The organism is Rhizobium giardinii bv. giardinii H152, from assembly GCF_000379605.1.
In the GTDB taxonomy this organism is placed as follows: domain Bacteria; phylum Pseudomonadota; class Alphaproteobacteria; order Rhizobiales; family Rhizobiaceae; genus Pararhizobium; species Pararhizobium giardinii.
In genome coordinates this window covers 454,515-481,393 of sequence record NZ_KB902578.1, presented here as the reverse complement: position 1 = coordinate 481,393, position 26,879 = coordinate 454,515, and the positions used below count along the sequence as shown (strand labels likewise).

Sequence of the window (26,879 nt, the reverse complement as noted above, 5' to 3'; positions counted from 1 at the left end):
GTGAACGATCGCCGCAGGCAAATGACGGAGGCAACTATGCCGCAGGCGAGAGATTGTCGCAGTGTGACACTATGGTTGCAGCCCTGTCATTGACCTTTCGCACCGCTGCCGCAGATTATGTCTCAAGGGTTCAGGCGCCGCGCATATCCGCCAGGCCAGAGCGGGCCGAGAGGCAAGTGACGGCGACCACCCTCGAAAGGATTGTGCCGTGTTCGACAGCTTTGACGCGACGTTGCTCGCTCGTATCCAGTTTGCCTTCACCGTGTCGTTTCACATCATCTTCCCGGCCTTCTCCATCGGCCTTGCGAGCTATCTCGCGGTGCTCGAAGCGTTGTGGCTGTGGAAGAAGGACCAGGTCTACATGGACCTGTTCAATTTCTGGAAGACGATCTTCGCGGTCGCCTTCGGCATGGGCGTCGTCTCGGGCATCGTCATGTCTTACCAGTTCGGCACCAACTGGAGCGTCTTTTCCGACAAGGCAGGGCCCGTCATCGGGCCGCTGATGGGCTACGAGGTGCTGACGGCCTTCTTCCTCGAAGCCGGCTTCCTCGGCGTAATGCTCTTCGGCCTGCATCGGGTCGGTCCGAGGCTGCATTTCCTTGCCACCTTCATGGTCGCCTTCGGCACGCTGATCTCGGCCACCTGGATCCTTGCCGTGAACTCGTGGATGCAGACGCCTGCAGGCTTCGGCGTGAACGAGGCTGGGCAGTTCATTCCGATCGACTGGTGGAAGGTCATCTTCAACCCATCCTTCCCCTACCGCCTCGTCCACATGGTGCTTGCCGCCTATCTCACCACCGCCTTCGTCGTCGGCGCAGTCGGGGCCTGGCACCTCCTCAAAAACACGGCACCCCGCCGCTCGCGCACCATGTTCTCGATGGCCATGTGGATGGCGACGATCGTCGCCCCGATCCAGATTCTCGCCGGCGACTTCCACGGCCTCAACACGCTGGAACACCAGCCGGCCAAGGTGATGGCGATGGAAGGCCACTACCAGAGCCATCTGCAAGGCGCGCCGCTGATCCTGTTCGGCCTGCCCAATTCGGCCGAAAAGCGGGTCGATTATGCGATCGAGATCCCGAAGCTCTCCAGCCTGATCCTGAAGCACGACCTGGATGCGCCGCTTTCCGGCCTCGACACCATCCCGGAGAACCTCCATCCGCCGGTCGCCGTGGTCTTCTGGTCCTTCCGCGTCATGGTCGGCCTCGGTTTCGCCATGCTCGGCATCGGCCTCTGGAGCCTGTGGTGTCGGTCCAAAGGCACGCTCGACAGTAGCGACCGGCTGCATCGCGCCGCCGTCTTGATGGGCCCTTCCGGGTTCGTTGCCGTGCTCGCCGGCTGGATCACCACCGAGGTCGGCCGCCAGCCCTATACGATCTACGGCCAGTTGCTCACGGCCAATTCGATCTCGCCGATCGCAGCACCCGCCGTCGCCGCCTCGCTGATCGCCTTCATCATCGTCTACTTCCTCGTCTTCGGCGCCGGCACCTTCTACATCCTGCGGCTGATGAAGCGCCTGCCGCGCGATCCGATGCCCGATCTCGAAGACGGGCCGATCAGGACTTCAGGCATCATGCCCGGCCCCGCTGCCGGCGCACATGCTGGAAGTGCGCATAGGAGCACGCATCATGGCCATTGATCTTCCGTTCATCTGGGCCGCCATCATCGCCTTTGCCGTGCTCGCCTATGTCATCCTCGACGGCTTCGATCTCGGTATCGGCATCCTCTTTCCGTTCTTTCCGGAAAAGCGCGACCGCGACGTGATGATGAATTCCGTCGCTCCCGTCTGGGACGGCAACGAGACCTGGCTGGTGCTGGGCGGCGGTGGCCTGCTGGCGGTCTTTCCGCTGGCCTATTCGATCATCCTGCCGGCGCTGTACGCACCGATCATCGCGATGCTGCTCGGCCTGATCTTCCGCGGCGTCGCCTTCGAATATCGCTGGCGCACCAAGCGCGGTGAATTCCTGTGGAACTGGGCCTTTGCCGGCGGTTCGGCGCTCGCGGCGTTCTCGCAAGGCATCGCCCTCGGTGCGCTCGTTCAGGGCATCCCGGTCGTCAACCGCGCCTATGCCGGCAGCTGGTGGGACTGGCTGACGCCGTTTTCCATCGCCACAGGCTTCGCAATCCTGATCGGATATGCCCTGCTCGGCTCGACCTGGCTGATCATGAAGACCACCGGCGCCCTTGCCGAAAAGGCCCGGAGGATTGCGCTGCGCACCTGCTTTGCCACCATCGCCGCCATGGGCATCGTCAGCCTCTGGACGCCGTTCCTCAAGCCGCAATATCTGGAGCGCTGGTTCGGCTGGCCGACGGCCATATTCAGCGTCATCGTGCCGGCACTGGTGCTGGGGTGCTTCGCTCTGCTCGTGACGGGCATCCGCGGCAAGCGTGACGCCCAACCCTTCCTTGCAGCACTCGGCCTGTTCGTGCTCGGTTACGCCGGCATCGGCATCAGCTTCTATCCCTTCATGGTGCCGCCGTCGGTCACCATCTGGGATGCGGCGGCGCCCGACGCGAGCCTTTCCTTCCTGCTCGTCGGCGCCCTCGTACTGGTGCCGATCATCCTGATCTACACTGTCTATGCCTATTGGGTCTTCCGCGGAAAGGTCGATCCCGAGGAGGGTTACCACTGATGACCGAGAACGGCCTGCCGAAAAAACTGCTGTGGTTCGTCGGCCTCTGGCTGCTCGGCGTCGCCACGGTCAGCATCGTCGGCTTCGCCATCAAGCTCACGCTCGGCGCGTGAGGCGCCGACTGCAAAGCCTCGCTCAAGTTTCCTGCGCTACCTCTCGATCACACGTCAGCAGGCAATGGCTTCCAGCGGGAGACAGGACCGCACCCTCCTCCGCGCAGAAGTCACTTGCCTGCTGATGTGACCATTTCCGGATTGGCTGCTCGCGGCGGCAGTCCGGCACGGACCGCCACAGGCACGAGGCAAGCCATGACCAAACTCTCAATCTGCATCCCCGTGGAAACCGCCGCGCAGGATGCCCTGCCGCTCGTGACCGCCATTCTGGAAAATCGCAGCGCGGACATTGAAATCGTCCTGGCAAAACCGGCGGATATTGCGCTTTCCGATGCGCTTCTCGGCGCGGTGGCCAGCGATGGACGCGTCAGGATCGCCGATACGGGTCGAGAGACGACCCGCCAGCTTCTGTGGCGCCACGCGGTCGCTGCGACGGCGGGCGACTGGGTGACGCTGGTCAATCCCGGCGATATGCTCGAAAGCGACCTGTCCGTCATGGTCACCTTTCTCGAAACAAGCTCGCCGGGCACGGATGCTCTTGCCTGGAACGCCTTTCAGATCGATCCCCATGCGGAACCGGGCAAGGCGAGCTCGGTCGCGATCCCGACAAGCTATCACATCAGTACCCTCGACAAGACGGCTATGCTGAAGGCTTTCTTCACCTGGGAAGGCAGCCTGAACAGCCCGAAGATGCCGTTCGGCCTCTTTCACGCCGCCATTCGCCGCCCGCTGGTGGATACCATCCTGCAGCAGCCCGAACCGCAGGACTGGTCCACGCCGGTGCCGCAATATGAATGGGCTGCCAAAGTCCTGCTGTTCGCCAACGAGCTGGCCTTCAGCGCCAGGCCGATGTCGGTGATCAGCACGACGCCTTTCATCCCCCGACCTCCGCTGCACCCCTGGAACTTCCCGTTTCATGCCGGCCTTGGCCTCACCGGTGCCGTGGCCGAAGCGCAGTTTCATGTGTTGCGCGAACTCGGTACCCCTTGGACCGGCGGCGGCCAGGCATTCGTGCGGGCACTGGTGATCGATTGCATGATGGAGACCGACCGGGCTTCCTACACGAACAAGGGCAATGCCTATTTCGCTGCGCTGACGGAGTTCGAGGGCGGCCATCTGGCGCCGCTCTTTCGTCCGGAATTCCACGAAGTGCGGGCAAAGGATACACGGCGCGGCCTGCATAACGGCGCGCTGCTGATTGACCGCTTCGTTGGCGGAGCCCAGACACCGGCAGAATTCTACGCGATCGCCAAGAAGATGATGGCTCCCATCGGTCTGATCTGCGGTGGCGCTTTGCGCGACAAAGACGGCAAAGCTGCATGAGCACTAAGAAACCGAGAATTTGCTACACCAAGCCCTCGATCACCGAGCTTGAGGTCGCCTACGCTGCCGACGCAGCCGCCAACGGCTGGGGCGATCGCTGCTATGACTATATCGTCCGGTTCGAAGACGGCTTTCGCAAGCATCTCAATGTCAGCCACGCGATCGCCACGTCGAGCTGCACCGGTGCCATGCATATGGGCCTTGCAGCTCTCGGCATCGGCCCGGGCGACCAGGTGATCCTCGCCGACACCAACTGGATCGCCACGGCAGCACCCATCGTTCATCTCGGCGCAACGCCGGTTTTCGTCGATATCCTGGCCGACAGCTGGTGTATCGATCCGGCAGATGCGGAACGCCATGTCACGTCCAAGACCAAGGCGATCATCGCTACCCATATTTACGGCAACCTCTGCGACATGGACCGCCTGCTCGATATCGGCCGCCGCCACGGCATCCCGATTATCGAGGATGCCGCCGAAGCGATCGGCTCGGTCTGGCACGATCGCCGCGCCGGATCGATGGGCCTATTCGGCACCTTCTCGTTTCACGGCACCAAGACGCTGACAACCGGCGAAGGCGGCATGTTCGTCACAAGCGACACCGGTCTCTTCGAAAAGGTCCTGACGCTCAGCAATCACGGCCGGGCCCGTGGCCAGATGAAGCAGTTCTGGCCCGACGAACTCGGCTTCAAGTACAAGATGTCCAACATCCAGGCTGCTCTCGGCTACGGCCAGCTGGAGCGCATTGAAGGCCTCATTGCCCGTAAACGGGAAATCCTGGCAAGCTATGCCGGGAAGCTCGCAGCCTGTCACGGCATCAGCCTGAACCCCGAGACAGCGGGCACGGTGAACGGTGCCTGGATGCCGACCGCGGTCTTCGACCGCGACATGGGCATTACCCGCGACATGCTGCGGCAGGCTTTCAGCGAAGCCGATATAGACGCCCGCATCTTCTTCCATCCGCTGTCCAGCTTGCCGATGTTCGCCGAAAAACGCGGTAACCGGAACGCCTGGGACATCCCGGAACGCGCCATCAATCTGCCGAGCTATCACGATATGACCGAGGACGAGATCGGCCGCGTGACCGATGTAATCCTCAGTCTGATCGACAGCCGTGCCGGCGAACCGCCCCTGGCGAAATCCGCTTGAAACAACGGCGCTTAGCCCGCCGCATCCACCGGCGAAACGCCATCCCGAAAGACAAAGGCGCACCATCACATGACAGTCAAAGACGATCGCCAGGAATTCGAAGCGCACAAGCAGGAAATGTGCCTGGCGCTTGGCAGGGACAACGACGCATTTCGCCAGTCCGTCGAGACCATCGTTGCGCTCGACAAATACGACTATTCCTATCTCTGGTCCTTTCTCGGCGTGCCGATCATCCAGATGCCGGCCGACGTCATGGCGACGCAGGAAGTCATCTGGGCAACGAAACCGGACGTCATCATCGAAACCGGCGTCGCACGCGGCGGCTCGATGATCATGATGGCGGCCATGCTGCAGCTGATCGGCAAGGGCAAGGTGGTCGGTGTCGATATCGAAATCCGCGCCCATAATCGCGAGGCAATCGAAACACACCCGATGTCGCCGTTGATCGAACTGATCGAAGGTCCGTCGACCGCGGCTGAAACGCTGACAAAGGTGAAGGCTTCCATTCCCCCAGGCGCCTCCGTCATGGTCGTTCTCGACAGCGATCACAGCCGCGATCACGTGCTCGACGAGCTGCGCCACTACGGCCCGCTGGTGACCGAGGGGCAGTTCCTCGTCGTTGCCGACACACTGCTCGGGCGTGTGGAAGCGGCGCAAACACCGACGAAGCGCTCCAAGATCTGGCATCCCGGTGACGAGCCACTCACCGCATTGAATACGTATCTTGGCGAAACCGACCGCTTCCAGCCTGATGATGTCATCAATGGCAAATTGGTCTTCTCCAGTTCCCCTGGGGGATACGTGCGATGCATCCGCAAATGATCGGGAGGCCAGCGGGTAGCGACGATCTTATCGTGCTTCGCCAGCCACTGGATACCGACTTCGATGTACTCGCCAGCATTCGCCGAGATCCCACGATCCAGGCGATGCTGATGGCGATCCCGGATGCGACCGACGACAATGCGGTGAAAAGCTGGATCGAGCGGCGGCGCAGCGACGGCGCATTCCGGGTTGTCGCTGACGCCACGACCCATGAGGCTCTTGGGTTTGTTCAAGTCAGCCAGATTCACCGCCGCAATCGTCACGGCTATGGCGGGCTCGCCCTGTTAGGCGGCGCACGCGGACGCGGGGGCGGCCATGCCACCGTGGCACTTTTGATGAAGCTTGCATCCGACGAGTTGGGTTTGTCAAAGCTTCTGCTGGAAGTCCGGGAAGACAATCTTGTCGCGCTCAAGGTCTACCGCGCAGCCGGATTTCGGCTCGTCGGCATCCTGGAAAACCATTTCCGCGATCGCGACGGCGAAACACACAATGTCCTGCTGTTGGAGCGGCTTCTGATTGGATAGCGGGCATGAGACCCGTTAACCTCCCAAATACTTGCCTCAGCAGACTTGCACTTACTGGATGAACTCTTTCCAACCGATCGTCCCCGAATGGATCATTCGTGCGCCCCCAACACCACAATTGGCCACCAGGTCCAACGCGGTCACATAGGGAGTGAAGTCGCCGTTCAATTGCGGGTAGGGTGTCCGCTCATACTGCATGTATTCGACGGAAATGCCCTTCTCTTCGAACAGGGCATGGTTCAGATAATTCCGTGCACCATGGCCGGTAATGTAGACCGTGCCCTCTAGATGCGAAACGATTTCGCAGACACGCTCGCTGCTTGAGCCCGGGACGGGCAAAGAGGTCGAACAGACGAAAGTTGGACGATCGAGGCCGAAATAGGCGGCAAGCGCGAGCATGGACTGGCGCGAGATATCGGCGACCGTTGCCGCTGCCTGGGTAAAGACGCGGTCCACCAGCGCCAGCATTTCGTCGCGGAAGGGCGCTTTCAGATAGGCTTGTCGCAGGATTTCCCGATGCTTGCCGCGCCAGTCGGTCCTGTCGTCCAGCATGACCTCGTCAATGCGCTGGCCGAAATGGTAGTCGCGCAGCGGCAGCGTCATCCAGTTGACGCCGTTGACACCCTTGACCTGGACCCGGTTGCTGAAGCTGCCCTTGGAATACTGCACGTCGTCATAGTGCACGAAGACATCCGCGAGCCGGATCTGCTCAAGCAGGCCCACCCAGGGAAAGTACATCGATTGCGAGATGACGATATTGCGGCTCATGATCCATTCAAGCGTTGCCAAAGGCCGCGCAAGCACCGCCACGGGCGCCTCTCTGCGGACATTAGAAGGATCGAAACTACAGGCGGAGCCTTTCCCGAGGCTGGCTACTGCCTGTCGTCAGCCCTCGATCCAGACAAGTTCCAGTCCGGGCCGGTGCAGCGCAGCCTGCCCTGCAATTGCCGCGCGAGCCTTCAGCGGATTGAGCCCGACGAAGACGACATCGACGTCTTCGTCGAGATTCGCCGGTGAAAGGACGGGGCGATTGAAATGCGTCGATCCCTGCAGTTTCGGGTTCTGGTCGAGAAAGACCCTGAAGTCGACATTCGCCTCGATGCGGCTGCAGATCCAGCTGCCGTAGAAGCCGGAGCCGTATACGGCAGCGCGCTTGCCGGAAAACTGCCTTGCCGCGCCATCGAGCTTTTTCGTGGCCTGTTTCCAGAAGGCGCAGATCTCCTTGGCCTTGTCGGCCGCCGCCGTTATTTCCCCGCGATCTTCCTCAATCACCACCGGTGCTTCGGACCGCATGGCGACCGCGAAGAACGCGCCGGGGAATGCCGTGCTGTCGATCGTCTCCAGCGCAAACCCCGACAAGGCAAGCGCGCGTTTCAGCGATGCGGTGCTAAAATGATTGAGGTGATCGGCGACAGTCATGTCGCCGGGATTTGCGGCAACATCCGGCATCGAGAGAAGAACGCGGCCGCCCGGTGCTAGAAGCGCGTGCAGCGTCTTCAGAAAGGCAACCGGCTCGGCGACATGTTCGATGACGAAATGGCTGATGATCGCCTGGAAACGCCCGGACCACGCTTCGGGGACAGAATAGGTCAACTGATTTTCCGGCGTAACCCAGCCGGTCCATGCCGGCATGTAATCGCGGCTGACGTCGAAGACATGTGGCTTGAGGTCCGGCCGTGCCGCACACATCTTGCGCAGCGTCGTTGCCTTGCCGGCACCATAGTCGAGAATGGCAGCACCCTGCGGCAGATCCATCAGGCGCAATCCGATCGTCGCCTGATGATCGGTGCGGTAGATCGGGCTGCCATCCGCCGCCACGGCAAAAATCTGGTCGTGATCGTCGGATTCGAGCGAAATCCGGTAGGTCGTATCGTAGAACGTCTCGATATCGGGCAGGTCGGCGCATTGGGCGTGGCCGCAATCCTCGCAGACGAAAACCAGAGTTGGGATATCGATGAAGGCCATCATCGAGGTCAGCGCGGGCGCCGAGGCTTCATACGCGACTTTTACGATTGGCGATGCGCAGACACGGCAGGTCGTCATGCCTCGACCTCGCCATCCGTTACCAGTTCGGGCAGCACCTTGCTGAAATCGACGCCGGCGGCAAAGGAGCCGACCCAGCCGATGCGGGTGCCGAGCGGATCGGCGAAATTGAAGTAACGGAACTGGACGCTCCAGCGCGGCATCGCCGAGACATTGTGCCCGCCCTGGTGCATGGTGAGGAAATCCATGAGGATGAGGTCGCCCGGCTGGGTGAGCGGCGCCACCGTCTCGTATTTCGCCAGCCGCGCATCGCAATTGTCCATGAAGAGCGCATAGGCACCGGTCTTGCCGAGGCCCGCATCGTCGCGATAGACCGGGATCAGCCCCTCGGCATGCGAACCCTCGGCAATCTGCACCGGTCCCATGTCCGGCGTCACCGGCAGAAGCGGGGTCCAGAAGACGATACCGTCGAGGCTGCGAAGCTGGCCGGGAAACTCCTGGTGCCACTGGGCTCGGAACTTTTCCTCGCCCGGATTGTCGATGCGGATGCCGTAGCCGCCGGCGGCAATGCCGGGGATAGAGCCGGGGCGCATGTGCTGGAACACCGTCTGGTTCACCGTCTTGGTGACAAGCTGCATGAAGGCCGGGATCTGCTTGACGGCATCATAGACCTCGCCCCCCCAGGCGCGGTTCTTGGCGATCAGCGCCGGATAGGCCTTGGTCATTGCATTCCAGGACGTGTCCGTCGGGGCATCGACATTATATTTCCGGCACATCAGTTCCAGGATGACGCGGATGCCTTCCTGGATCGGCGCGACGTCGCGCTGCGCATCGTAGAACTGCGGCAGCATCGTATAGCCCTTGGTGATGAAATCTTCCTTCGCCGAAGCGGGAATGAGTACTTCATTCTGAATCATGCTTTGCATCCTTCTCGCTGTCGGTACCAGGTCTGCCGTGGAGCGGGGCTTCCCGCAAATCTCCCAACCGGTCGTGCCTGGCCTCAGGCGGACTTGAAGTGCTCGTTGAAGTTCAGGTTCAGCGCTTCCTGACGCTCCAGCATCTGATTGACCAGATGGTAAAGTTCTGCCGGCGTCTCTACGCCGCCGATCTCCTCGTCGAGATAGAGATGGTTGTTGGAAACGCCGGTGAAGAACAGCGATCCCGTTGGCTCGACATAGTCAACTGGCTTGAAATGTTTCAGATATTTTCCGCCCTTCCATTTCCCGAAAGCGGCACGGTAGCCTGCGACAGTCCTGTCGAAGTCCTGACGACTTCCCATGATGCCACAGCTCATGCCGCAGGCTTCGGCAAAATTTGCCTCCCAGCCCGCCATCGGGCTGTAGCCGTATTGTGACAGGAACCAATGCTGCGTCTGCGCGATGCAGGCGGCCAGTCCCAAGGCCGAAGGAAAGGGGAAATGCTTCATGTGCGGGTCTTCATCAATGTTGCGCCCGGTCTCGATCATGAAAACCGCGTGCTGATCCTTGACCTTGTCGGTCAGCTTGATTTTCGCCGAATTGCTTTCCGCGCAGGAGCCGAGAACCGAGAAGGGGCGCTCCGAATAAAACATATGCTCGGCCGTCACGAGCACCTTGCAGACGTTCTCGAAATCGACGACCGGATATTCGCAGTACTTTCCACCGAACTTCGCCTTGATCTTGTCCATCACGCGCTTGGAGACCGCGCCGTGATAAAAGCCGAAGGCCATGTTGGGGGTCGCCGTGTTTCCTTTCCAAGAGAAGAACTCCTGATACAGCCACGCCCGTGGCAGCCTATGCACGTCGGTGCCAAGCGGTGCGGAAACGTTGCAGTGGTTCGGACGATTGCCGGGCCAGTTGTAGGTTAGGCGGCTCCAGACGAATACGTCGACGACGTTGTGCTCCACCTGCGAGCGGCTGATAAGGTCCACCACATTGGCATCGACGTAGTCATCGTCGCCGATCATGCAGATGAATTCGCCAGTGGCCACCTCGACGCAGCGATCCCAGTTGTCCACCATCGAAAACACCCGGTCACCCGACGGGAGATATTTGACGCGCGGATCGGCAACAACGTCTTCCATGAAGCTGTTCATGATCGAAGGGTCGTCGGAATTATCGGCGAAGATATATTCGATATCCGTTCTGAGATTCATCAGCAGGCTTCGGATCGTTTCCTGGAAATACCGCTGGCGGTTACGCGAGGGCACACAAATCGTCAGTTTCGGCTGGGCGAACATGAAATTTCTCCGTTTGCCGCACACTAGAGGCGAGGGCTTTCGCGAGGCTTGCCCGCGACCGTTTGGCCCGGCATCGGGTTTTCAGCTTTTCAGGAGCCGGATGGCTTGATAAGCAGCGTCGAGAACGGCCTGCCCCAAGTGGCCCGCAAGACATGACCCCGGAGACCCCATATGCAGAAAAGTCCGGCAGATTGCACCTCGATGGCGGATATCCGCGCCGAGATCGACCGGCTGGACAAGGCGTTGATGAGCCTGTTTGCCGAGCGCTGGGCTTATATCGACCGGGCGGCCGAGATCAAGAAACCTGTCGGACTGAAGGCAGACATTCCCGCGCGTGTGAATGAGGTTCGGCGCAACGCGCGAAAAAACGCCGAGAAAGCCGGCCTCGACCCCGACTTCTACGAGGATATCTGGGCGCGGCTGATCCAGCATTCGATCGAGCACGAGCAGGTCGTGCTCGGGGAAATCGAAAGATGAAAATCGGCGGTCAGCCGATCTCGGCAATCGGCGTATCTTTCTTGGTCACCGGCATATCCACGGCAACCTGAGGCAGGACGCTGTTCGCATCCTGCGCTAGGGATGCACCTGCAGCGTCGGAACCGCCGTCACGAACTTGCCACCCCAGTCGCTGATATACGAAAGCTGCTGTTTGATTTCGGTCTGTAGGTTCCATGGCAGGATAACCACCCTTTCCGGTTTTTCGGCTTTCAGGACGTCCTCCGTGACAACCGGAATGCGGCTGCCGGGGAGCAGCGTTCCCTGCTTGGCCGGGTTCTTGTCGACGACGAACTGGAGGAGATCGGGTTTAACGCCGGCGAAGTTGAGGAGCGTGTTGCCCTTCGCCGCGGCACCGTAGGCCGCCACTTTCAGGCCCGCGCGCCTGCTGTCGATGAGGAACTCAAGGAAGCCGTCGCGCACGGTCTGCGCCGCCTCCTGAAAATTCGCATAGAAGGCATCCTCGAGCATGCCGGCCGCGCGCTCGGCATCCAGCGTTCTGGCGACGGCTGCCGTTTTCGCATGTTTGCCTGTATCGCTGCGCTGCGCGAACACGCGCAGGCTGCCGCCATGCCAGGGCGTCGTCTCGACGTCGAAGACGGAAAGACCGTTTGCCTCGAACACGCGCGTCACGGCCGTCAGCGACAGATAGGAATAGTGCTCGTGATAGGCCGTATCGAACTGCGCCTCGCGCACCATATTGAGCAGGTGCGGGAACTCGAACGTGGCAACGCCGTTCGCCTTCAAGAGACGCGCGAAACCTGCGACGAAATCGTTGATGTCGGGCACATGGGCCAGCACGTTGTTGGCCGCCATCAGATCGGCGGAACGCCCCTGTGCCGCCAGTTTATCGGCGAGGTCGGCGCCAAAGAATGCCTCGACGATGTCGATGCCCTTTTGCCGGGCAGCCGCTGCAGTACTTGCGGTCGGCTCGATGCCGAGACAGCCAAGGCCGCGCTGCCTGGCATATTGCAGCAGATAGCCATCATTGGCCGCGACTTCGACGACATGCGAAGCCTCCGTCAGGCCGAAACGGGCCTGCATATCGGCGACATACTGCTCGGCATGGGCAAGCCAGGAGGTCGAGAAGGAGCTGAAATAGGCGTAGCTCGACGAGAAGAACGTCTCACGATCGGCGAAGTCTTCCGTCTGCACCAGCCGGCATTCCCGGCAGCAGCGGATCACCAGCGGATACCAGAGTTCCGGCATGTGGCGGTTGGCAAGATCGACATAGGAATTTGACGGCGGCGCGGTGCCGAGATCGAGGAATGGCACCATATGCGTCGATCCGCAGTGACGGCATCTCATGCGGCAACTCCGCGATAGTCCGGTGACAGCCAGGGATGCGCTGCATCGCGCGGCGATAGATTGATCACCCGCAACGGCCAGTCGATACCAAGCGCCGGATCTTGCGGGTTGAGCCCGCTTTCTGCCGCAGCGGTGTGGGGATGCGAATGGGCATAGATCATCCGGACCTCATCGGTCAGCGCCTGGAAACCGTGGGCGAACCCTTGGGGAATGAGCAGAGAACAGGCGTTGTCTTCGGAAAGCTCGACGGCGAAATGCTGCAGAAAGGTCGGCGAATCCTCGCGGATGTCGACGGCGACATCGAGGATGCGGCCGCGCGTGCAGGTCACCAGCTTGATTTCCGCATGCGGGGGGCACTGGAAATGCATGCCGCGCACCGTTCCCTTGAAAGTCGTGCCGGTCTCGTTGAGCTGCGCAACGCGTCCCTGCCAGCCGAAAGCCGCAAGATCGTCCTCGCAGAACAGCCGCGAGAGGAACCCGCGCTCGTCCGCCATCTTCCTGCGGGTCAGAACCAGCAGCCCGTGGAGAGGCGTTGTGACCGCCTCGAACCGCCCGCTCATCCCGCCGCCCTCAAAGGCTCGTCTCGAACAGCCAAGCCGGCGAAATCGCGGATATCGGCAAGGCAGAGTTCAAGCGCCGCCCGGCCATCGCCCTGCGCGCGGTACCACTCCATCGTCCGCTTGACCGTTTCAGCCAGCCGCCAGCGCGGCTGGTAGCCGAGTTCGGCGCGCGCCTTGGCACTGTCGAGCACCAGATAACCTGCCTCGTGCGGACCGTCCGTCCCGTCGCCGAGCATCGTTGCGCCGCCACCGAAATGGCGCTCCGCCATCTTCAGCACCGCGCCGACCGAGGCGGCTTCACCGTGATCCGGGCCGAAATTATAGCTCTCGACACCATCCGGCGCCTGCCACAGCCGTTCTGCGAGGCCCATGTAACCGCCGAGCGGTTCAAGCACGTGCTGCCAGGGCCGCACCGCCCGCGGACGGCGCACCTGCAATGTCTCGCCGCTTTGCCAGGCCCTGACCGCATCGGGAATCAGCCGGTCCTCTGCCCAGTCGCCGCCGCCGATGACGTTGCCGGCGCGCGCCGTGGCAAGGCCGACCCTGCGGCTCGAGAAGAAGGAGGCCCGATAGCTTGCCGCGACGATCTCGGCCGCCGCCTTGCTGGCGCTATAGGGATCGTGGCCGCCGAGCGGATCGCTCTCCATGAAGGCAAGCCCCGTCTCGGCATTGTGGTAGACCTTGTCGGTGGTCACGACCACGATCGAGCGCACATCCTCCGACAGGCGCAAGGCGTCGAGCAGATTGACCGTGCCGAGCACGTTGACGTGATAGGTTTCCGCCGGATTGCGATAACCGGCCCTGACCAGCGCCTGTGCTGCGAGATGAAAGACGATCTGCGGCTTTGTCTTCAGAACATGATGGGTGACGGCGTCGCGATCGCGGATATCGATGATGCCGGGCCCATCGATCGCACCGCCGAGCAGCAGGTGCAGCGAGGGTTCCGTCGGCGGCGCCAGCGATAGGCCGGCGACATCCGCCCCGAGTTCACGCAGCCACAGCGTCAGCCAACTGCCCTTGAAGCCGGTATGCCCGGTAACCAGTACGCGCTTTCCGCGCCAGAATTCATTTCTCATCGGCGTCACCACGTCTTCCACGGCGGGGCGCCGCTCTGCCACAGGCTTTCAAGATGGTTTTTGTCGCGCAGCGTATCCATCGGCTGCCAGAAGCCTTCATGGAAATAGGCCTGCAACTCGCCGTCCTTGGCCAGTCCCATCAGGGGTTCTCCCTCCCAGCTTGAATGATCCGCTTCGATCCGGTCTATGCAGCGTGGCGAAAGAACGAAAAAGCCGCCGTTGATGAAGCCGCCCTCGCCTTCCGGTTTTTCGACGAAGCCCTGGACCTCCGTGCCGTCCAGCTGCAGCGCGCCGTAGCGCGCAGGCGGCCGCACGGCCGTCACCGTCGCCTGCTTGCCGTGGCTTTTGTGAAAGGCGATCGTCTTGCCGATATCGACGTTGCTGACGCCATCGCCGTAGGTGAAGCAGAAGGCTTCCTCGTCCTTGAGATAAGAGGCAACCCGCTTGAGGCGTCCGCCCGTCATAGAGTTCTCGCCCGTATCAATCAGCGTCACGCGCCAGTTCTCGGCGCTCTGGCGATGGAACTCGATACTGTTCTGCGACAGGTCGAAAGTAATGTCCGACATGTGCAGGCCATAATTGGCGAAGTATTCCTTGATCATGTAGCCCTTGAAGCCGCAGCAGATGATGAAATCGCGTACGCCGTGGGCATAGTAGAGCTTCATGATGTGCCAGAGGATCGGCCGGCCGCCGATCTCGATCATCGGCTTCGGCCGCAGATGCGTTTCCTCGGCAATGCGCGATCCCAGACCGCCAGCAAGAATGACCGCTTTCATCGGCTCCTCCGGCTGGTCGCGAATGCAGTCGCCGGCAGCGCCATGACTTGGCGGAGAGCAAACGGCTCTGCCGCGGGCCGGGATCGCATCGTTTCCAGCCCGTGCGCCGCCTTCGACGGCACAGCCGATCGCCTTGCCGTCATACGGATTCTAAGGCAGGGAAATTCCATGGTGCTCCGGGTCCAGTCAGTCTTTGCTGACAAGCACCCTAGAAGCTGAAACTGTCGTCAAACTGGAGAGGCCGCGCGGGCGGATGCCGGCCTCCCTGTCTTGCGGGCCGAATGCCGGGCCAAAAAGACATCAGCCTGTTGGATTTCAGTGGGCGTTCTTCCGCATCAGGTGCTGTTCCCAATCGAGCGCACTGCGGATGATGCCGTTCAGATCATCATATTCCGGAACCCATCCGAGCTCCTGCCTGGCGAGCGCCGGATTGGCGACGATCATCGCAGGATCCCCCGCCCGGCGCTCCGCGAAGGTGACCGGAAAGTCGCTCCCATGCACCTTGCGCACGGCATCGAGCACTTCAAGCACCGAGAAGCCATGGCCATAGCCGCAATTGGCGGCGAGCGAACCGCCGCCGGCGCGCATGCGCTGCAACGCCTTCAGATGCGCCTGCACCAGATCCCAGACATGAATGTAGTCGCGAACGCAGGTTCCGTCCGGCGTGGGATAGTCGGTGCCGAAGACGCTCATCGATTGGCGCTTGCCGAGCGCGGTCGCGCAAGCGACCTTGATCAGATGCGTCGCCAGGGCTGAGGACTGGCCGCTGCGTCCCTTCGGATCGGCCCCCGCGACGTTGAAATAACGCAGCGCCGTATAGGTGAAGTCATGCGCATTGGCCGTGTCGCGCAGCATGATCTCGGTCATCAGCTTCGACGAACCGTAGGGCGATTCCGGCTTCAGGCTGACGCTCTCCGTCACCGGTTCCAGAACCTCGGGCGTGCCGTAGACCGCTGCCGTCGAGGAGAACACGAAATGGGGGATGCCGGCCTCGACGGCGCTGGCAATCAAGCTGCGCGACTTGACCGTATTGTTCTCGTAGTAGCCGAGCGGATCGGCGACCGATTCCGGCACGACGATCGAACCGGCGAAATGGATGATGGAATCGATCTCGTTTTCCGAGAAGATCTGCCGCATCAGGACGGTGTCGGCGATATCGCCTTCGTAGAAGCGCGCTTCGGGCGCGATCGCCCAGCGAAACCCGGTGGAAAGACGATCGATGACGACGACCTGTTCACCGGCGTCGAGCAGCGCCCAGACCATGTGGCTGCCGATATAACCGCCACCACCCGTTACCAAAACCGCCATTGCGTACTCCCGCACTGTTGAAATCAGCGGGATATGACCCGTTCACGGCGCGATACACAAGGATTTTGTGCAGTGCCGAACAGTCAAATATCACTCAAAGAGAGGCGATATAGCCGGCCAGCCGCGCCGCAGCCGTTGCGATCTGGCCGGGGTCGCGCAGGAAACAGGCGCGCATGAACAGGGCCCCACCCTCGCCGAATGCCGTGCCCGGTGCAAGGCCGACACCCGTCTTGTCGACGATGTCGAGCGCTGTGCGGCGCGCATCGGTGACCCCATCGATTTTCAGGAAGGCATAGATCGCACCATCCGGCTTCAAGGTCTGGACGCGGTTCGTCGCGATCAGCGCATCGCACAGCAAATCGCGCGAGCGGGACGCCTTGGCGATGTTTTCGGCAATGAAGTCATCGCCCCGGTCGAGTGCGGCGACCGCACCCGCCTGCATGAACTGCGCTACGCCGGACGTCGAATACTGGATAAGATTTTCCAGCACCTGGCCGATTTCCGCCGGCGCAACGATCCAGCCGACGCGCCAGCCGGTCATCGACCAGTTCTTGGAAAAGGAATTGACGAAGAGAATGCGGTCGCCGTCTTCCATGATGTCGAGAAAGGACGGCGCCCTGCCGTCACCGAAATGATAGAGCGCATAGATTTCGTCCGCGATGATCCAGAGACCATTCCGGCGCGCCAGATCAAGAATCGCTCTCAGATCGTCATGCGATGCGGTCCAGCCGGTGGGATTGGACGGCGTGTTGACGAACAGCGCCCGTGTTTTCGGCGTGATCGCATCTTCGAGCTTGGCGATGTCGAGCTGCCATTTGCCGTGTTCGAAGTTGAGCGGCACCGCAATCGCCCGCGCTCCGGAAAGCTCCGCACTTGCCGCGAAATTCGGCCAGGCAGGCGAGAGGAAGACCACATCGTCGCCTGGCGAGGTAACGGCCTCGATCGCAAGCTTGATGGCCTGCATGCCCGACCCCGTCACATAGAAATTGTCCGGCGCAAGCGTCTTCTGGAAATGGCGCTGATAGTAGCGCACCAGCGCCTCGCGCAGCGGCGGGATGCCGCGCTGCCAGGTGTAGAAGGTCTCGCCAGCCTTCAACGATTCCTGCGTCGCCTGTGCGATGAAGTCCGGAGTCGGCAGATCTCCCTCGCCGACCCACAGCGGGATTAGCCCTTCGCGCCCGCGCGCATAATTCACCAGCTCGACGATGCCGCTTTCGGGTGCTGCGAGCGATCGGGGGCTGAGGCTGGCGAGAATGGTCATCGGCGGGCTCCTGTTTTCCCGCCGCTTCTAGCGGTTTTTCAGATCACGATCACGCGATATTCGCTGACGAATTTATCGATTTTGGTGATGTGTCGCCTCACGCTCGCTGCTTCAGCAAATCACGGATTTCCGTCAATAGCTGCACATCGACCGGTGGCGGCGCTGCGGGCTCCTCATTCTTCTGCTTTTCCAGTGTGGCGCGCATCCTGTTAACTGCCTTGACCAGCAGGAAGATGATCCAGGCGAGAATCAGGAAATTCAGCACCACGGTGAGGAAGTTGCCATAGGCGAAGACCGCGCCCTGCTCGCGGGCCGCGGCAAGCGAGGTGGCGTTCACGGCGCTGGAAAGCGGAATGAAAAAGTTGGAGAAATCAAGCCCGCCGGTGATGGCACCGATGATCGGCATGATGATGTCGTTGACCAGCGAGTTGACGATCAGGGTGAAAGCCCCACCGATGATAATACCGACGGCTAGGTCCATGACATTGCCCCTGGCGATAAACGCCTTGAACTCATTCAGCATTGCTCTCTCCTTATTTCCTTTGAAACCGGCTGGCTTTGCCTGTCCCTGCATCGCCGGCCAGCGCGGGCGATGCTACTTGAAATTACACCCAAGTAAATCGCGCCTCGAAAAAGGAAAGTGAAACCCACCGGTTTCACGCCGTCTGAAAAACAGAAGTCCGTTCTTTGACTTAAGGTTTAGACGCGCCTGATTTTCTTCCCCGCCGTCTTGTCCTATGCTGATGCAAGGACAAGGAGGAGGCATGCTTTCGGGCTCGATCATCTTCGCGGCCGCCTTCGCCTATCTGCTGCTTTTGTTTGCAGTGGCAAGTTACGGCGATCGCAAGGCGCGCAACGCGCCTGCCGGCAAGGGCAGGCCGCTCGTCTATGCCCTCAGCCTCGCGATCTACTGCACCTCATGGACCTATTTCGGCGGCGTCGGTCTCGCTGCCGAGCGTGGGCTGGAATTCACCGGCATCTATATCGGCCCGATCCTGATGTTCACGCTCGGCCTGCCGGTGATCCGCCGCATCATCGCGCTTGCCAAGTCGGAACGGCTCACCTCGGTCGCCGACTTCGTCGCCGCGCGCTACGGCAAGAACCCGGTGGTTGCCGCCATCGTCGCGCTGATCTCGCTGATCGGCGCCATCCCCTACATCGCCCTGCAATTGAAGGCCGTTTCCAGCTCGGTGTCGGCGATGGTCGATACCAGCGGCTATGGCATCGGCGCCGGCCAGAACTTCATCGACCTGCCGCTGCTCGTCACCCTGTTCCTCGCCTGTTTCGCCATCGTTTTCGGCACGCGACATACGGATGCCACCGAACACCAGGATGGTCTCATCCTGGCGATTGCGATGGAATCGGTGGTGAAGCTCCTGGCGCTGGTGACCGCCGGCCTTTACGTCGTGTTCTTCCTGTTCGACGGGCCGAGCGATCTCTGGGCCAAGGCGCTCGCCAACCACCAGGTGATGAACGCGCTGCACTATCAGACACCGCTGCCGCGCTGGATCCTGCTGGTCGTGCTTTCGGCCTTCGCCATCATCATGCTGCCGCGGCAGTTTCACGTCACCGTCGTCGAGAACCGCACCGAGAAGGACCTGCGCACTGCCGGCATCCTCTTCCCGGTCTATCTGATCGCCATCAATCTCTTCGTGCTGCCGATCGCCATCGCCGGCATCCTGACCTTTGCCGGCGGCGGCGAGGCGGACCTCTATCTCCTGACACTGCCGCTCGCCGCCGACATGCCGGCGCTGACGCTGATCACTTTCATCGGCGGCTTTTCCGCGGCCACCGCCATGGTCATCGTCGCCTCGGTCGCGCTGTCGATCATGATTTCCAACGACATCGTCATGCCGGTGTTCTTGAGGCGCAACCTGATGGGCCGCGGCAGCTCTCGGGATGTGACGGGCACGCTGCTCAACGTCCGGCGCACGGCAATCTTCGCCGTCCTCCTGCTTGGCTACGGCTATTACCGCTCCGCCGACATGAGCGCCGGCCTTGCATCCCTCGGCCTTCTCTCTTTCGCTGCCATTTCGCAGATGGCCCCAGCACTGTTCGGCGGCCTCCTCTGGCGCCAGGCCAACGCCCGCGGCGCGATCGCCGGCATGACGCTCGGCTTCCTCGTCTGGGCCTACCTGCTCTTCCTGCCGAGCCTCGGCGGACCGGACAATTCACATGTCGCGGCCACCGTACTCGGCTTCCTCTTCCCCTTCACCGCGATCTTTTCCGGCCCCGCCGCCGATCCGCTGGTCAATGCCTGCGCGCTCAGCCTGCTGGTCAACGGGGTCGCCTATGTCATCGGCTCGCTGACGCGGGCGCCAAAACCGCTGGAGCGGCTGCAAGCCGGCGTCTTCATCCGCCGTAAATCACGCTCGGAGAAAGCGTTTCGTGGCCGCAAGACCAAGATCACCGTGCTCGACCTGAAGACCACGATTGCCCGATATCTCGGCGACGAGCGCATGCGGCGCTCCTTCCAGACCTATGAGCGCCAATCCGGCCGCTGGCTGGAGGACCATCAGCCGGCCGACATGGCACTCGTTCACTTCTCCGAGCAACTTCTCGGCAGTGCTATCGGCTCCTCTTCCGCGCGGCTCGTGCTGTCGCTGGTGCTGCAGCGCATGGACGATACCTCTTCCGACACCGCCTGGCTGCTCGATCAGGCATCGGAAGCGCTGCAGTACAATCAGGACATGCTGCAGACGGCGCTCTCGCAGATGGACCAGGGAATCGCCGTCTTCGACAGTTCCAACAACCTGATCATCTGGAACCGCCGCTTCCGCCAATTGCTCGATCTGCCGGAAAGCGCCGGCCAGGTCGGCTTTCCGCTGGCCGAAATCGTCTCGATGCTGAGCAAGCGCGGCGATATCCGCAAGGAGGACGAAAAGGCGCTGGTCGCCAACTTCCTGACGCTCGACAAGCCCTTCCTGCTCGAACTTTCCGGCGGCGAACGCATCATCGAAGTGCGCACCAATGCCATGCCGGACAAGGGCATCGTCACCACCTATACCGATATCACCCAGCGCGTCGCCGCCGACATGGCTTTGAAGCAGGCGAACGAAACGCTGGAACTGCGCGTTGCCGAGCGCACCGGTGAACTCACCCGCGTCAACCGCGAGGTGGCCGAAGCCCGTGCTGCCGCGGAGGAGGCCAATATCGGCAAGACCCGCTTCTTCGCCGCCGCCGGCCATGACATCCTGCAGCCTCTCAACGCCGCGCGGCTTTATTCGTCGTCGCTGGTCGAGCGTCTCGGTGATTCTGAAAACAGCGTGCTCGTCCAGAACATCGATTCCTCGCTGGAATCGGTCGAATCCATCCTCGGCGCCGTGCTCGATATTTCCCGCCTGGACACGGGCGCGATGAAGCCACGCCTGCAAACCGTGCCCCTGAATGACCTCCTTCGCCGGATTGAAACCGACTTCGCCCCCGTAGCCCGGGCCGCCAATCTCAAGCTCACCGTCATGCCGACATCGCTGTCGGTGCGCACCGACCCCAACCTCCTGCGCCGCCTCATCCAGAACCTCGTATCAAATGCCATCAAATATACGCCGAAAGGCAAGGTCCTGGTCGGCGTGCGCCGCGAGGGCGGCAACGCCGTCGTCCAGGTGCTCGATTCCGGCATCGGCATTCCTGCGTCGAAGTTTCGTACGGTCTTCAAGGAATTCGCCCGGCTCGACGAGGGCGCCAAGACGGCGTCCGGCCTCGGGCTCGGCCTGTCGATCGTCGACCGCATTTCCCGCGTCCTCAATCACGCCGTCGATCTGCAATCCAAGCCCGGCGCGGGCACGCGCTTCCGCGTGACCATGCCGATCGACCGCACCACCGGTACCATCAAGACCGCCGCCACGGCATCGGTTGGAACCGCCGAACCGCTCCATGGCCTGCGTGTCCTGTGCATCGACAACGAGGCGCAGATCGTCGAAGGCATGAAACTGTTGCTCGAGGGCTGGGGCTGCACGGTCACCACCGCGCTGTCGCTTGCTGCCTGGCAGGCCGATCCAACCAATCTCTCCCAGCATCCGGATGCAATCATCGCCGACTATCACCTCGACAAGGCGACCGGCATCGACGCAATCCGGGCGATCCGCGACCATTTCGCCATTGCCATCCCTGCCCTGCTCGTCACCGCCGACCGCTCGCCGGAAGTCCGCGCCACCGCCGAGCGAGATAGCGTGGCGCTGCAGAACAAGCCGGTTCGCCCGGCCTCGATGCGAGCCTGGCTGACGCAGCTTTCGGTATCGATGAAGGCGGCAGCTGAGTGAGTGGGGCGCGCGAACTCCAGCCACCGTTTGCTTAAGCCCATCTCACCGGATCGCACCAGCTGGCATGGTGCACGCTGCTTCGCTTCCACGCGGAGAACTCTATCCCACTCACCTAAAAGTTGAACGTATTTCGAATCTCGACCGAAACTTAGTCCGCGCCTCAAGCCGCCACAGCCGCGATCTTTCCCAGCTGGATCACCGCCTGCGTGCGGCTATCGACATTGAGCTTGAGCAAGATTGCCGAGACATGTGCCTTGATCGTCGCCTCGGAGACGCCCAGTTCGTAGGCGATCTGCTTGTTGAGCAACCCTTCGGCCAGCATACCAAGGACGCGCGATTGCTGCGGCGTCAGCGTCTGCAGCCGATGCAGAAGATCCGCCACTTCCGGCTCATGCTCCATGCCGCGCTGGAAGCCCGGCGGCGTGAAGATGTCGCCGGCCATGACCGTTTCGATGCCATGGCGGATTTCCTCGACGCCGGCGGATTTCGACAGGAAGCCGGAGGCCCCGAGTTCAAGCGCGCGCTGGATCGTCGCCGGATCGTCATGGGCGGAGACGATCATCACCGGCAGGCTCTGGAATTCGGCGCGAAGGGCGATCAGGCCCGACAGGCCGCTGACACCCGGCATGGTGAGATCGAGCAGCATGAGGTCGGCGGAGACATTGTCGATCGCCGCCTGCCGCGCCGCGGTGAAATCGCCGGCCTCGATGATGGTCGGATTGCCGGCCATGCCGGTTAGCGCCTGGCGCATGGCGCCGCGAAACAGCGGGTGGTCGTCCGCAATGATGATGGTCAAGCCTGACGTCATGACGCTCCCTCCCAAGAGCTCCGCGCGGTGGCCAAATCCTCCTATTCGCCGCCGCGCCTCATGGATCGTCCGGGATCCGGTCAGGTCTTCTGAGGCACGCTCTCGGTGCCGTCGGACTCGCGTTCCAGATCCTTCACAATTCCCATGAAACTGCGCATCATTCTTTCCATGATGCTCATCGTCTGGTCAATCTCTTCCTTCGTGGGAAGCCGTGGTTTCAGTGCGGTTTGCCCCTCGCCGACCGCTTTTTCCAGAATTTCGATGCGTTTGGCCAGGAGATCGAGCTCCAGCTCGAAGGCGGTGCGTTCGTCGGCCGCCATGCGGCAGACGAGATCGCCATCCTTTTCCTGACACAGCGACACCTCGCCCGTCTGCGTATCGAGCCGGGCAATGCCCGTGTCGGTCTTCTGCATCGCATAGCGCCCGGGCGCCGGCTCCTGGGCAAACGCGGCGATCGCTGCTAGGACCCCGCCCAGAGCCAGGACCGGCATCAGTAACCTGTTCATCGCAATCTCCCTATCAGCCGAAAATCCGGGATCGAACCCGCTTGCCGGTGGACTTTCGCACAGGATTGCGGCAATCCCGCAAAACACAGTGTCCAATCTCCAGGAAACGGCGGCATGAGCAGCATTATCTACAAAATTGTCCCGGCGACTCTATGGCAGGATGCGCTCAACAGCGGAGAATTCAAGGGCGCATCGATCGACCTGACGGATGGCTACATTCATTTGTCGACGGCCGAGCAGGCACCGGGAACCGCTGCCCGCTATTTTGCCGGACAGGAAGGCCTTCTGCTTGTTGCCATCGATGCCGAAAAGCTCGGCGACAAGCTGATCTATGAGGCCTCGCCCAGCGGTACATTGTTTCCGCATCTCTATGCCCCGCTGTCCCTCGATGCGGTCCTTTGGGCAAAACCGCTGCCGCTCGGGGCCGATGGCGCCCATCTCTTTCCGGAGCTTGACCGATGATCGATGCCTTCCAGTCGCTCGCCCGCCGCGGCCTCTTCCTGCTTGATCCGGAAGCCGCCCACGGACTTTCGGTCAAGGCGCTGAAAACCGGCCTCGTGCCCGCCTGCGCAGCACCCGCCGATCCGCGGCTGACGCAGACCGTCGCCGGCCTCACCTTCGCCAATCCGCTCGGCATGGCGGCCGGCTACGACAAGAATGCCGAAGTTCCGGAGGCACTTTTGCGGCTCGGTTTCGGCTTCACCGAGATCGGCACCGTAACGCCGAAGCCGCAGGCCGGTAACGACAAGCCGCGCATCTTCCGTCTGGTCGAGGATGACGCGGTCATCAATCGTCTCGGCTTCAACAATGAAGGTCATCAGGGCGCGCTGACCCGGCTTCGTGGCTGCTCTCGCGATGCGATGATCGGCGTCAACATCGGCGCCAACAAGGACAGTGCCGACCGCATCGCCGATTACGTCGCCGGCATTCGCGCCTTCTACGGCGTCGCCCGCTATTTCACCGCCAATATCTCCTCCCCCAACACGCCCGGCCTGCGCGACCTGCAGGCACGCGAAAGCCTAGCAGCACTTCTGTCGGCCGTGCTCGCCGCCCGCGACGAGGAGGCCGCAAAAACGGGAAGACGCCTGCCGGTGTTCCTCAAGATCGCGCCGGATCTCACGGAAGAAGCCATGGACGACATTGCGGCGGAAGCCCTGTCGCACGCTCTCGACGGGCTGATCGTCTCCAACACGACGCTTTCGCGCGACGGCCTCAGGGATCAGCGCCAGGCGAAGGAAAGCGGCGGTCTTTCCGGCAAGCCGCTGTTTGAAAAATCCACCGTCGTGCTTGCCAAGATGCGCCAGCGCGTCGGCCCGGATCTGCCGATCATCGGCGTTGGCGGCGTCTCCTCGGCGGAAACGGCGGCGGAAAAAATCCGCGCTGGCGCTAACCTCGTCCAGCTCTATTCCTGCATGGTCTATGAAGGCCCTTCGCTGCCGGGCAGGATCGTCCGCGGCCTGTCAGACCTCTGCGACCGCGACAAACTCTCGTCGATCGCTGATATCCGTGGCAGCCGGACGGATCACTGGGCGGCCAGGAACGTCTGAGCCGTGCGGCGCGGCACCAGCGCTATCAGGAAAAGGCCGCGAAACAGCAGGAACAGGTTGAGCGACGCCCAGAGCCCGTGATTGCCGAAGACCGGCACCAGCAGACAGAGGGCAACGATGTAGCCGGCGAAGGCTGCGAGCATCATGTTGCGCATGTCGCGCGACCAGGTGGCGCCGATGAAGACGCCGTCCATCAGGAAGGCCAGCGCCCCGGTCATCGCCGTGATCGCCGCCCACGGCATATAGACATAGGCTTCCGCCCGCACATCTTCCGCCGTCGTCAACAGGTCGACCAGGCTGTCACCGAAAAGCAAAAAGACGGTGGTGGTGAAGCCGGCCAGCGCGAGCGACCAGATCGCCGTCATCCTCAGCGCCCTGTCGAAGGCCGGCCGGAAGCGGGCGCCGATCGCACGGCCCGTGAGCTGCTCGGCGGCATTGGCGAGCCCGTCGAGATAATAGCCGGCGACAAGGAAGATCGTCATCAGCACGGCATTGGCCGCCAGCGTCAAAGGACCAAGGGACGTACCGATGCGCGTCATCAGGGCAAATGCGCCGAGAAGCACGAAGGAGCGGATCATGATGTCGCGGTTGAGCCCGAACAGCGGCTTCAGGCGTTCGCGGGCAACGACTGAGGCCCAGCTCGGCGAAACCGTGCGGTCGAAGCGGCCATAAACGACCGCGAATCCGACGATCGCACCGACCACCTCGCCCGTCACCGTCCCCAGCGCCACGCCCATCACGCCCCAGCCCAGGTAAAGCCCGAGAAAGATGCACAAGACGATGTTGATGCCGTTGATCAGCGTCTGCAGCATCAGTCCCGTCGTCCCCTGCCCGCGCCCGAGCACGTAGCCGAGGATAGTGTAGTTGGCGAGCGCTGCGGGACCGGAAAGGATGCGGCAGAGGAAATAGGTGCTTGTCACCGCCGCCACCTCCGGCCCGGGCGCCATCAGCCACAGTCCGGCCGCCAGGAGCAGCCGCGACAACAATACGATGGCGGTGCCGCAGACCACAGCGATGATCAGGGAACGCCAGAAAACCGCCTGCTCTTCCGCCCTATCGCCGCGCCCGAAAGCCTGGGCGACAAGGCCGGTTGTGGCGGCGCGCAGGAAATTGAAGGTGGTGAACAGAAGGTCGAAGAGGATGGCACCGACCGCCAGACCGGCAAGCAGCGTCGCCTGGCCCATATGTCCGACGACGGCCGTATCGACCAGCCCGAGCAGCGGCGTCGTCAGGAAGCCGAGCGTCATCGGCACCGCGATCGACAGGATCAGCCGGTTGGTAACCAGAAAGGGGCCTGCCCCCTGGCTGTTTTCGCTGATATCGGTCGTCTGCGCTGCCGTCATGCTTTGTCCTCAAGACCAGCCGCGAAACCCGGAATCACATCAGGCGGTCGAAAGCACCATGGCCCAATAGGGCTGGTTTCCGGAAGTGGGATTCCGCATCACCGCGACGCCGAGGCCGCTGTAGGTCGGCCCCAGCATGTTTTCCAGATGCTTGGGCGAACGGTACCAGGCCGCATAGGCCTTTTCGGCGTTGTCCTGGCCCATGGCGATGTTTTCGGCCGCCGGCAGGGCAACACCCTGTCCTTTCATGCGATCGAGGAAGCTGTCGCCCATACCGATCATATGCGCCATCTTGCCGGCCTTGGCCATGCGGTCCGCCTGCGACAAGGCCGCCCGTGCGGCCGCCGGGTCGCGTGCGAGCGGCTTGAGGCCCTTCTGATTTCTGAGGTCGTTGACATAGCCGAGCGTCGCATCCGTCTGGTCGCTGCCATTGCCGCTTGGGGCCACCTTGGGCGTACCGCAACTGGCGAGAAAGCCGAGCGAAAGAAAAGCTCCAGACCGCAGAAGAGTGCGCCGGGAGGCGAGGAAGTCCTGATCGTTCATGTTACCGCCGGTAGTTCAAAATGCGCAGGATGATAAAGACCGGAATGACCACGGCCGCACCGAGCAGCAGATAGTCTCCGAGGCGGCCGAGCGCCGCGAAGCCGGAATGCCAAAGGTCTAGAATGAAGTCTCGGACCGTGTAGAGTATGCCATAGGGCGTCCAGCCGAACACCGCCATGACGAAGCCGACGATAACCGACACCACCAAAAGCTTGACGATCACCCGGCCGGGCGAATCGCCCAGAAACTTGTTCACTCCATCGGCCATGGCCCATGATTCTCCTGTTTTGCCTGACATAAGCTGCCACGGGGCCGCTCGCAAGCC

The 26,879-nt window shown here is 62.0% G+C and carries 26 protein-coding genes; 10 read left to right on the top strand and 16 right to left on the bottom strand.

Annotated elements, in window-relative coordinates; all coding sequences use genetic code 11:
- Positions 1–208 precede the first annotated feature (208 nt).
- From A3AY_RS0102425 to A3AY_RS0102395, 6 genes are all read left to right on the top strand, one after another.
- A complete protein-coding gene (locus A3AY_RS0102425; RefSeq protein ID WP_018324086.1) occupies positions 209–1,639 on the top strand; it encodes a cytochrome ubiquinol oxidase subunit I in 1,431 nt (476 codons plus the stop codon).
- Complete coding sequence (gene cydB, locus A3AY_RS0102420) at positions 1,629–2,633, top strand: cytochrome d ubiquinol oxidase subunit II (protein WP_018324085.1); 1,005 nt, start codon at positions 1,629–1,631, stop codon at positions 2,631–2,633. The genes A3AY_RS0102425 and cydB overlap by 11 nt, the downstream gene beginning before the upstream one ends.
- A gap of 308 nt (positions 2,634–2,941) precedes the next feature.
- Entirely contained in the window at positions 2,942–4,069 is a 1,128-nt protein-coding gene (locus A3AY_RS0102410) for a hypothetical protein (RefSeq protein ID WP_018324083.1), read from the top strand.
- A complete protein-coding gene (locus A3AY_RS0102405; RefSeq protein WP_018324082.1) occupies positions 4,066–5,217 on the top strand; it encodes a DegT/DnrJ/EryC1/StrS family aminotransferase in 1,152 nt (383 codons plus the stop codon). Before A3AY_RS0102410 ends, A3AY_RS0102405 begins: the two co-directional genes overlap by 4 nt.
- 69 nt (positions 5,218–5,286) lie before the next feature.
- Positions 5,287–6,039 (top strand): cephalosporin hydroxylase family protein, encoded by a 753-nt coding sequence (locus A3AY_RS0102400; RefSeq protein WP_018324081.1) that lies wholly within the window; start codon positions 5,287–5,289, stop codon positions 6,037–6,039.
- Positions 6,024–6,563: a GNAT family N-acetyltransferase gene (locus A3AY_RS0102395; protein ID WP_018324080.1), complete on the top strand. Its 540-nt coding sequence runs from the start codon at positions 6,024–6,026 to the stop codon at positions 6,561–6,563. Before A3AY_RS0102400 ends, A3AY_RS0102395 begins: the two co-directional genes overlap by 16 nt.
- Positions 6,564–6,614: 51 nt before the next feature.
- Here the strand turns inward: A3AY_RS0102395 and A3AY_RS0102390 are convergent, their stop codons facing one another.
- From A3AY_RS0102390 to A3AY_RS0102375, 4 genes are all read right to left on the bottom strand, one after another.
- A complete protein-coding gene (locus A3AY_RS0102390; RefSeq protein WP_040668069.1) occupies positions 6,615–7,331 on the bottom strand; it encodes a WbqC family protein in 717 nt (238 codons plus the stop codon).
- Positions 7,332–7,448: 117 nt separating this feature from the next.
- Positions 7,449–8,606, bottom strand: coding sequence for a class I SAM-dependent methyltransferase (locus tag A3AY_RS0102385; protein ID WP_018324078.1), 1,158 nt, complete (start codon positions 8,604–8,606; stop codon positions 7,449–7,451).
- Complete coding sequence (locus A3AY_RS0102380) at positions 8,603–9,463, bottom strand: phytanoyl-CoA dioxygenase family protein (RefSeq protein WP_040668067.1); 861 nt, start codon at positions 9,461–9,463, stop codon at positions 8,603–8,605. Before A3AY_RS0102380 ends, A3AY_RS0102385 begins: the two co-directional genes overlap by 4 nt.
- Positions 9,464–9,546: 83 nt before the next feature.
- Entirely contained in the window at positions 9,547–10,764 is a 1,218-nt protein-coding gene (locus tag A3AY_RS0102375; protein ID WP_018324076.1) for a glycosyltransferase family 2 protein, read from the bottom strand.
- A 171-nt stretch (positions 10,765–10,935) separates the two neighbouring features.
- Between A3AY_RS0102375 and A3AY_RS0102370 the strand changes: the two genes are divergently transcribed.
- A complete protein-coding gene (locus A3AY_RS0102370) occupies positions 10,936–11,241 on the top strand; it encodes a chorismate mutase family protein (RefSeq protein WP_018324075.1) in 306 nt (101 codons plus the stop codon).
- A 96-nt stretch (positions 11,242–11,337) separates the two neighbouring features.
- Here the strand turns inward: A3AY_RS0102370 and A3AY_RS0102365 are convergent, their stop codons facing one another.
- The 7 genes from A3AY_RS0102365 to mscL all read right to left on the bottom strand — a co-directional run bounded on the left by A3AY_RS0102365 (position 11,338) and on the right by mscL (position 18,071).
- Entirely contained in the window at positions 11,338–12,567 is a 1,230-nt protein-coding gene (locus A3AY_RS0102365) for a class I SAM-dependent methyltransferase (protein WP_026203034.1), read from the bottom strand.
- On the bottom strand, positions 12,564–13,127 hold the full coding sequence (locus A3AY_RS0102360; RefSeq protein WP_018324073.1) for a dTDP-4-dehydrorhamnose 3,5-epimerase family protein: 564 nt from the start codon (positions 13,125–13,127) through the stop codon (positions 12,564–12,566). Before A3AY_RS0102360 ends, A3AY_RS0102365 begins: the two co-directional genes overlap by 4 nt.
- Positions 13,124–14,203 carry a CDP-glucose 4,6-dehydratase gene (rfbG, locus tag A3AY_RS34370; RefSeq protein ID WP_051108277.1) on the bottom strand — a complete coding sequence of 360 codons (1,080 nt, stop codon included), beginning with the start codon at positions 14,201–14,203 and terminating at the stop codon, positions 13,124–13,126. Before rfbG ends, A3AY_RS0102360 begins: the two co-directional genes overlap by 4 nt.
- 5 nt (positions 14,204–14,208) lie before the next feature.
- Entirely contained in the window at positions 14,209–14,979 is a 771-nt protein-coding gene (gene rfbF / locus A3AY_RS0102350) for a glucose-1-phosphate cytidylyltransferase (protein ID WP_018324071.1), read from the bottom strand.
- Positions 14,980–15,294: 315 nt separating this feature from the next.
- Positions 15,295–16,287, bottom strand: a complete 993-nt coding sequence (galE, locus tag A3AY_RS0102345) for a UDP-glucose 4-epimerase GalE (protein WP_018324070.1) — start codon at positions 16,285–16,287, stop codon at positions 15,295–15,297.
- A 94-nt stretch (positions 16,288–16,381) separates the two neighbouring features.
- Positions 16,382–17,548: a pyridoxal phosphate-dependent aminotransferase gene (locus tag A3AY_RS0102340; RefSeq protein ID WP_018324069.1), complete on the bottom strand. Its 1,167-nt coding sequence runs from the start codon at positions 17,546–17,548 to the stop codon at positions 16,382–16,384.
- Positions 17,549–17,645: 97 nt separating this feature from the next.
- Entirely contained in the window at positions 17,646–18,071 is a 426-nt protein-coding gene (gene mscL, locus A3AY_RS0102335; protein WP_018324068.1) for a large conductance mechanosensitive channel protein MscL, read from the bottom strand.
- 241 nt (positions 18,072–18,312) lie between these two features.
- Here mscL and A3AY_RS0102330 point away from each other — a divergent pair, with 241 nt between their 5' ends.
- Positions 18,313–21,807, top strand: coding sequence for a PAS domain-containing hybrid sensor histidine kinase/response regulator (locus tag A3AY_RS0102330; protein ID WP_018324067.1), 3,495 nt, complete (start codon positions 18,313–18,315; stop codon positions 21,805–21,807).
- Positions 21,808–21,967: 160 nt separating this feature from the next.
- On the opposite strand, the gene A3AY_RS0102325 is transcribed toward A3AY_RS0102330, so the two are convergent.
- Together A3AY_RS0102325 and A3AY_RS0102320 are read right to left on the bottom strand one after the other, a co-directional pair.
- On the bottom strand, positions 21,968–22,615 hold the full coding sequence (locus tag A3AY_RS0102325; protein ID WP_018324066.1) for a response regulator transcription factor: 648 nt from the start codon (positions 22,613–22,615) through the stop codon (positions 21,968–21,970).
- A gap of 80 nt (positions 22,616–22,695) precedes the next feature.
- Positions 22,696–23,121 carry a hypothetical protein gene (locus A3AY_RS0102320; RefSeq protein ID WP_018324065.1) on the bottom strand — a complete coding sequence of 142 codons (426 nt, stop codon included), beginning with the start codon at positions 23,119–23,121 and terminating at the stop codon, positions 22,696–22,698.
- Between the two features lie 114 nt (positions 23,122–23,235).
- Between A3AY_RS0102320 and A3AY_RS0102315 the strand changes: the two genes are divergently transcribed.
- A complete protein-coding gene (locus A3AY_RS0102315) occupies positions 23,236–23,583 on the top strand; it encodes a DUF952 domain-containing protein (protein WP_018324064.1) in 348 nt (115 codons plus the stop codon).
- Positions 23,580–24,668 carry a quinone-dependent dihydroorotate dehydrogenase gene (locus A3AY_RS0102310; protein WP_018324063.1) on the top strand — a complete coding sequence of 363 codons (1,089 nt, stop codon included), beginning with the start codon at positions 23,580–23,582 and terminating at the stop codon, positions 24,666–24,668. Before A3AY_RS0102315 ends, A3AY_RS0102310 begins: the two co-directional genes overlap by 4 nt.
- Here the strand turns inward: A3AY_RS0102310 and A3AY_RS0102305 are convergent.
- Genes A3AY_RS0102305 through A3AY_RS0102295 form a run of 3 tightly spaced genes read right to left on the bottom strand, consistent with a single transcriptional unit; the run spans position 24,644 to position 26,822 of the window.
- Positions 24,644–26,011, bottom strand: coding sequence for an MATE family efflux transporter (locus A3AY_RS0102305; RefSeq protein WP_018324062.1), 1,368 nt, complete (start codon positions 26,009–26,011; stop codon positions 24,644–24,646). The two genes, A3AY_RS0102310 and A3AY_RS0102305, sit on opposite strands and share 25 nt — an antisense overlap.
- A 39-nt stretch (positions 26,012–26,050) precedes the next feature.
- The gene (locus A3AY_RS0102300; RefSeq protein WP_018324061.1) at positions 26,051–26,554 is read right to left on the bottom strand and encodes a CAP domain-containing protein; all 504 of its coding nucleotides are present in this window, start codon (positions 26,552–26,554) and stop codon (positions 26,051–26,053) included.
- Between the two features lies 1 nt (position 26,555).
- Positions 26,556–26,822 carry a DUF6460 domain-containing protein gene (locus A3AY_RS0102295; protein ID WP_018324060.1) on the bottom strand — a complete coding sequence of 89 codons (267 nt, stop codon included), beginning with the start codon at positions 26,820–26,822 and terminating at the stop codon, positions 26,556–26,558.
- Between the last annotated feature and the right edge of the window lie 57 nt (positions 26,823–26,879).